Genomic DNA, 2,489 nt, shown 5'->3' on the forward strand with positions numbered 1-2,489 from the left:
ATTAAATTAACACATATTTATAAAAAGTGACATTTTATATCTGTAATTACAAAAATATTCATAAAAATCCAAATTTTTTTTGAAAACTTGAATTTTTTTATTATTTTTTAATAAATTTATCAATTTCTATATTAATTTAGAAAAAATAAATGATTATTTTTGCTTGTTAATCTTATTATTTATTAAGTTTATATTTTCTATTTTTATTTTCTCCAATAGATATTAACTTATTATTTTTAACCATATTTAAAAGTATTTTTCTAACTCTTGAAGATTTAATATTTAAAAGTTTTTCTATATCTTTAGATTTAAATTCTTCTTGTTGTTTTGCAAAATTTAAAACAATAAGTTCCTGATCTAAATTTTTATTTTCTTTATTAGCATCATTTTTAACATTCTTAAGATCTTTATTATGCTTTTTATTTTTTAGTTTATATTTCCTGTTTTTATTTTCTCCAACAGATTCTAATTTATGACTGTTAATCATATTTAAAAGTATTTTTCTAACTCTTGAAGATTTAATATTTAAAAGTTTTTCTATATCTTTAGATTTAAATTCTTCTTGTTGTTTTGCAAAATTTAAAACAATAAGTTCCTGAATTTTATCGCCACTCTGACCATTTATCGCCACTTTATCATTATTTTTATCGCCACTCTGACCATTTATCGCCACTTTATCATTACTTTTATCGCCACTATACCCGTTTATCGCCACTTTATCATCATTTTTATCGCCACTTTGCTCATTTATCGCCACTTTATCATCATTTTTATCGCCACTATACCCGTTTATCGCCACTTTATTTTGTGTATTATAGTTTAAATTTTTTAACACAATAAAGAAAGAACTAGTATTAGAAATAAATTGTGGAATTAATTTTTCGTTGTAATTTTCTTGCTTTTTGTAACTTTCTATAATTTTCTTTAGTCCGCTTCCGCGTCTTTCCATTAAATTAAGTCTGCTGAAGACATCAGCAATAATAGGGTTTCTTCTTTTTGAAGCAATTTGATAAATATTTTGTTCTTGAATTAAAGAACCATCGGACATCCCACCAGGAGAATAAATTTCTAATCTATCATCATAGATATCAATGTGAATTTCTGAACCTTTTTCTGTATAATCCCTGTGAATTAAGGCATTTACAATACTTTCTCTTATAGCGATTTCTGGATAATCTGGATATTCAATTCTACTTACATCAGTTTTCTTTCACATTTTTTTATAATTAGAATTAATGAATTCTTCAGCACTTTGCAGTAAATACAAGATTGAACCTTGAAATTCTTTATCATCTAAGGCTTCAAGGCGACTATTTGCTTTATCTAAACCATTTCATCTAGTTGCAAAAACTCTTGATTGATAGACAAAATTATCATCTGCAAGCAAGGCACCAGCAAATGTTAAATTGCCCTTTTCGTTTATTAATGAAAAAGATAATAAATCACTATCATTTAAATTTTGTCCTGTTTTTTGAAAATAAACAGCTTTTAGTTTGCTAAAAGAAGCATTTTCGCTTTTTATATTACTATCAATACTATCAAAAGTTTTATTGCTTCCTTTTAAAACAAGATTTTTCATTTGTGAATAATTTGCAGAAACACTTTGATTTCCAATTCTTACAAATATTTTTCTATTTCCATTATCTATTATGTAGTAAGGTGTTTCGTTTCCTGGAGAAACTGTCAATATTATAAAATCTTTATTTTCATATTTTTGTATAGTTAGTTCTATATCAGGAATTGGATCTAATTTGGTTTTAATTATTTCACTAATTTTTTCAGAATCTTTTTTAGCATTAACTAAACCCACAAATTGATCATTATCATCAATACCAAAAATGATTTTTCCGCCTTTTGTGTTGGCAAAAGCAACAACAGTTTTTAATCAATTAGTAACTTTTTTTTCTTCTAACATTACTTTTTTTTCACAAAAACTTGTTTCACCAATATATTTTTTCAAATCCATTTCATTTCCTTTTTATTAAATATGTATATTAAAATTATACAATTTTTGTTTTAATAAAGTGGAATAATTTAAGATTTTATAATAAGAATTATTTTGCGTTTATATTTATTCAATTTTATATTGTTTTTCTTAAATAATTCCATAGAAAAGTATATTTTAAATAACTAAAATTATTTAAATTTCTAGCTTCTTTTTTCTTATTTATAGGACCAAGATCTCCATTAATTTCTTTATATCTTTTTGCTATATCTATTAATTCTTCTCTTGTAAAATCATCTCAGGTAATTTGTCTAGGTTTTTTAACTTTTTTGGTACTTGGTTTTCTCTTGGAAGTTCTTTTTGATGATAATTCTAATTTCATACCTAAATTATAATACTTAATGAGTATTTTTTCAATTTTCTATTTAATAAAAACAAGCTTTTGTCCTTTATTATAAGGTGAACAAAAAAACTTAACTTTGGGTTAAGTTGCTTAATTGTAAGATCAAGTGCACCACTTTAAAGTAAAATTTAAAGTATGGGA

General features: G+C 23.8%; 2 protein-coding genes. Both read right to left on the minus strand.

Annotated features, from left to right (window positions below):
- Nucleotides 1-175 precede the first annotated feature (175 nt).
- A complete protein-coding gene (locus ACXX87_RS04010; protein WP_458573317.1) occupies nucleotides 176-1,966 on the minus strand; it encodes an ATP-binding protein in 1,791 nt (596 codons plus the stop codon).
- 115 nt (nucleotides 1,967-2,081) lie between these two features.
- Entirely contained in the window at nucleotides 2,082-2,327 is a 246-nt protein-coding gene (locus ACXX87_RS04015; RefSeq protein WP_458573318.1) for a hypothetical protein, read from the minus strand.
- Nucleotides 2,328-2,489 lie beyond the last annotated feature (162 nt).

It is taken from the genome of Mycoplasma sp. 613B, assembly GCF_054343485.1.